Annotated in this window: 3 protein-coding genes; all 3 read left to right on the top strand. The window is 64.9% G+C overall.

Annotation, left to right across the window (positions count from 1 at the left end; all coding sequences use genetic code 11):
• The first annotated feature begins 126 nt into the window (after nucleotides 1-126).
• Nucleotides 127-510, top strand: a complete 384-nt coding sequence (locus tag Y703_RS0113110; RefSeq protein ID WP_026553065.1) for a DUF2177 family protein — start codon at nucleotides 127-129, stop codon at nucleotides 508-510.
• The gene (locus Y703_RS0113105; protein ID WP_051427581.1) at nucleotides 507-941 is read left to right on the top strand and encodes a DUF2177 family protein; all 435 of its coding nucleotides are present in this window, start codon (nucleotides 507-509) and stop codon (nucleotides 939-941) included. Before Y703_RS0113110 ends, Y703_RS0113105 begins: the two co-directional genes overlap by 4 nt.
• 38 nt (nucleotides 942-979) lie before the next feature.
• On the top strand, nucleotides 980-4,798 hold a 3,819-nt coding region (locus tag Y703_RS0113100), incomplete at its 3' end, for a Pls/PosA family non-ribosomal peptide synthetase (protein WP_026553063.1).

Raw genomic sequence — 4,798 nt, 5'->3', positions numbered from 1 at the left:
CGGTCCCCGGCAGCAACAGCGCGGAGAAGGCTGATTCCCTCAGCAAGGTCTGCAGCGGCGCCGGCAGAGGCCCCACCGCACACCACAAACAGGTCAATACCGCTCATCTAGGTTACGCTCCTGTTCATGGTCTTCCTGCAGTTTCTGGTTGCCGCAGCGACATTTCTGTTGCTGGACTCCATCTGGCTCAAATCGATGAGCGGCTTCTACCGTCTGCAACTCGGCGACCAGCTCGCCAACAAACCCAATTTTCTCTACGCCGGTGCGTTCTACCTAATTTATATAACCGGGATCGTGCTGTTCGCCCTCCGGCCAGCTTTGGCCGCCGAGTCATGGGTGGCAGCACTCGGCTACGGCGGTGCGCTGGGCTTCTTCGCCTACGCCACCTACGACCTGACCAACGCGTCGACCCTGAAACGGTGGCCAGCGGTCCTTGTTGCGGTCGACTTGGCCTGGGGCACAGCACTAACCGCCCTGATCACCCTCGTGACATTCCTGGTGTTCATATGAGCCGATTCATTCGCGATGCAGCGGTTGTGGCCGCATTCTTCCTCCTGTTCGATATCCCGTGGCTATTCGCCATGGCAGGCACTTACCGGGGCTGGATTGGCCCTCTCATGGCCGAGGACACAGCCGTGGGCTACGCAGTGGTGTTTTACCTCGCCTACTCATCGGCGGCCTGCTGGCTAGCCGTCCGGCCGGCACCTGAAAAGGGCAGCTTGAAGGCTGCTGCAGTGTCAGGTGCTGTCCTCGGTTTCGCCGCCTACGGCACCTATGGCTTCACCAACGCCGCAACCCTTCGCGACTGGCCGGCGCAGATGCTGCTCATCGATACCATCTGGGGCACCCTGCTGACCGCAGGCATTTCAGCGGCGTCCTACGCCACGATCCAACGACTCAACCGGCGGCCAACACATCCGGCTCACGATCGCGGCACCTAGCCGCCGCGAGTCCTGTTTCCAGATGGGACACTTATCTGGTGACGCCACATACCCCCCAGCTTTCCCGACGCTCAGCGGCCCCTGAGCCCCGCACCCTCGTCGACATCCTCTCTGCCACTGCAGACTCGTTTCCCGACGCCTCGGCGCTCGACGACGGCACCACCAGTCTCAGCTACGCCGACCTGTTGGTTCGGGTAAAGGACATGGGGAAAGACCTCCATCTGGCAGGACTTGGCGCAGGTGACCGGATCGGGATCCGCATTCCCTCCGGAACCGCCGAGCTCTACATAGCCATCCTTGCTGTCCTGCTGATCGGCGCGGCCTACGTGCCGGTAGACGCCGATGACCCCGACGAGCGCGCCAAATTGGTCTTCTCAGAAGCGGGGGTGGCCGGAATCATCAGGGCTGGTCGCGAGCCGGTGGTCAAGAAAGGCCGGAACGCGCCGTTTTCCTCACCGCGGCTGCCGGGCCCCGACGATGACGCCTGGATCATCTTCACCTCCGGCTCCACCGGAACGCCCAAGGGCGTGGCGGTCACTCACCGCTCCGCAGCAGCGTTTGTCGATGCGGAGGCGCGGTTGTTCCTCCAGAGCGAACCGGCGGGACCCACCGACCGTGTGCTCGCTGGACTCTCGGTTGGATTCGACGCGTCCTGCGAAGAAATGTGGCTGGCCTGGCGCACTGGAGCCTGCCTGGTGCCAGCCCCGCGTGCGCTCGTCCGGTCCGGCGTGGACCTGGGTCCATGGCTCATCACTCATGGCATCACCATGGTCTCAACAGTTCCGACCCTTGCAGCACTCTGGCCAGTGGAGTCCCTTGAAGCAGTCAGGCTGCTCATCTTCGGCGGAGAAGCCTGCCCACCCGAGCTCGCAGCACGGCTAGCCACCGACGATCGGGAGCTGTGGAACACCTACGGCCCCACCGAGACTACAGTCGTCGCCTGCGCAGCTCTCCTGGGTGGTCCAGGTCCGGTTCGTATTGGCCTCCCGTTGGATGGCTGGGACCTCGCCGTCGTCGATCCCGCAGGGGTCCCGGTGGCTGTCGGAGAGGTCGGGGAGCTGATCATCGGCGGGGTCGGACTGGCACGGTATCTCGACCCGAAGAAAGACAGGGAAAAGTACGCTCCCCTGCCGTCACTGGGCTGGGACCGCGCCTACCGCAGCGGTGACCTGGTCAGGTTTGACCCTGCCGGACTCGAATTCATGGGACGGGCGGACGACCAGGTCAAGCTCGGCGGCAGGCGCATTGAACTCGGCGAGGTCGATGCCGCGCTGCAGTCCCTACCCGGAGTGGCTGGCGCAGCTGCAGCGGTACAAAAAACCTCCGCCGGCAACCAGATCCTGATCGGCTACCTGGTGGCATCGGGGGCGCCGCTCGACCTGCCGGCCCTGCGGTCCCAGCTCGCTGGGTCGCTTCCCGCCGCGTTGATCCCCCTGCTGAGCGAGACCGGTTCGCTCCCCACCAAAACCAGCGGGAAGGTGGACCGGTCAGCGCTACCGTGGCCTCTGGCCAACGCAAACGACGACGACGTGTCGCAGCTCAATCCCGAGGCTCAGTGGGTTGTGGACCAGTGGACAGCCGTGCTTGGCCTTCCGGCGTCGGGATTGGACGCCGACTTCTTCGCCCACGGCGGCGGTAGCCTCTCAGCCGCGCAGCTCGTCTCCGCCCTGAGGAAACGGTACCCAACTGTCACTGTTGCTGACATCTACGCGCACCCGCGGGTCGGGGCCTTGATCGACATGGTGCGGAACTCAGAACCCGCCGGCGGCACCGTCAGGGTTGAACGAACCGTTGCCCGCACCACGCGCAAGGCGCAGGTCTTCCAGACGCTGATGGGGATCCCGCTTCACGTGCTCGTGGGTATGCGCTGGCTGACCTACCTGATGATCATCAACCAGGTGCTGTCAGCGGCCGGGGTCTCTGCGGCCCCTCTCCTGTCCTGGTGGTGGATCCTGGCCAGCTGGACAGTATTCGTCAGCCCGCTCGGGAGGATGGGCATCTCGGTGGCCGCAGCTCGGATTCTGCTGCGCGGCGTCCTGCCAGGAAGCTACCCCCGCAGCGGGAGGGTGCATCTGAAGCTCTGGCTCGCGGAACAGATTGCCGACATGGCAGCTGCGGTGAGCCTGGCCAGTGCGCCCTGGGTCACCTATTACGCCAGGGCGCTGGGCGCAAAGATCGGGCGCGACGTCGATCTGCACTCGGTCCCGCCGGTCACCGGGATGCTCAACCTCGGCAGTGGTACCTCGGTCGAACCGGAGGTAGACCTCTCCGGCTGGTGGATCGACGGCGATCTGGTGCACATCGGCCGAATCAGCGTCGGCAAACGGGCTGTAATCGGCACCAGAAGCACTCTCATGCCCGGCGCCCGGGTCGGCGCCGACTCCCAGGTTGCTCCCGGTTCGGCGGTTCTGGGCAGGGTCCGTCCCGGACAACAGTACGCCGGATCCCCTGCGACTCGGATCGGCAAGGCCAAACCAATCTGGCCCGATGCCCCGCCGTCGTCGCACTCCGTGAGCATCAGCTTCCCTGCGTTCGCCGCAGCCTCGGGAGTACTCGCCGGGATCCCCTATCTGGCGGCCGCAATAGCGGCGTTACCAATTCTTGCCGCACTGCGCGGCACCTCATCCCTCTCCGGCGCCCTGCCACAGCTCGCCTGGTCTGTGCCCATCGCGGGTCTGCTCTGGTTTGTGGCAACCATGCTCCTCATTCTGGTCGCCGTGCGGACCCTCGGGATCGGACTGCGGGAAGGGTATCACCGGGTCCGCAGCCGGGTGGGGTGGCAGGTCTGGGCAACCGAACGGGTCCTCGATCTTGCCCGTGAGCTTCTCTTCCCGTTGTACGCGAGTCTTTTCACCCCGACCTGGCTGAGGCTACTGGGTGCCTCGGTAGGCAAGAACGTTGAGATATCGACAGTGCTCCTGGTCCCGAAAATGACCACCATCGGCGACGGGGCGTTCCTCGCCGACGACACCATGGTGGCCTCCTATGAACTCGGTGGGGGTTGGATGAAGGTAGCTCCAGCGAAAATCGGGAAGCGGGCCTTCCTCGGGAATTCGGGCATGACTGCCGCTGGCCGCCGGGTGCCGAAGAACTCGCTGGTGGCGGTGCTCTCGGCCACCCCGGCCAAGGCAAAAGCTGGCACCTCCTGGCTCGGAAGTCCCCCGGTCCGGTTACGTCGCACCCAGATGGATGCCGACCAGGCACTCACGTTCACCCCTCCACGGCGGCTGAAAGCGGCACGGGGCGCCTGGGAGGTCTGCCGGCTCGCAGCGACACTCTTGACTGTGGTGATCGCCGTGCTGGTACTCGTTGGGCTGGATGCACTAGCCGGACAGTGGGGCTACCCGGCCGCGGCGCTGCTGGGCTGGCTGGTGATGATGACTGCTGGAGCATTGGCCGCAGGAAGCGCGGTGGCAGTCAAGTGGCTGCTGGTCGGCCGGATCAAGGCCGGTGAGCATCCCCTCTGGAGTTCGTTCATCTGGCGGAACGAAGTAGTTGACGCCTTCATCGAAACCGTTACCGCTCAGTGGTTTGCCCGGGCTGCCAGCGGTACCCCAGCCGTCGTCTGGTGGTTAAGGGCGCTGGGAGCGAACATCGGCCACGGCGTGTGGTGCGAAAGCTATTGGCTGCCGGAGGCGGACCTGGTGACCCTCGGGGACAGCAGCACTGTGAACCGTGGATGCGTCATCCAGACTCACCTGTTTCACGATCGGGTGATGTCCATGGACACCGTAACCTTGGAAGATGGCGCAACTATGGGACCGCACGGCGTGATACTTCCTGCTGCCCGCCTCGACCGGGGATCAACCGTCGGACCGGCTTCGCTGGTGATGCGCGGCGAGACGGTCCCGGCGGGA

The sequence above is a fragment of the Arthrobacter sp. H20 genome (assembly GCF_000520515.1).
Lineage (GTDB): Bacteria > Actinomycetota > Actinomycetes > Actinomycetales > Micrococcaceae > Arthrobacter_D.
The sequence above is the reverse complement of the archived record's forward strand: the minus strand, read 5'-3'. Positions and strand labels throughout refer to the sequence as shown.

Bases quoted from the DNA above. Each gene is read 5' to 3' on its own strand.
- Y703_RS0113110 (WP_026553065.1), top strand. From the start codon at position 127: ATGGTCTTCCTGCAGTTTCTGGTTGCCGCAGCGACATTTCTGTTGCTG.
- Y703_RS0113105 (WP_051427581.1), top strand. From the start codon at position 507: ATGAGCCGATTCATTCGCGATGCAGCGGTTGTGGCCGCATTCTTCCTC.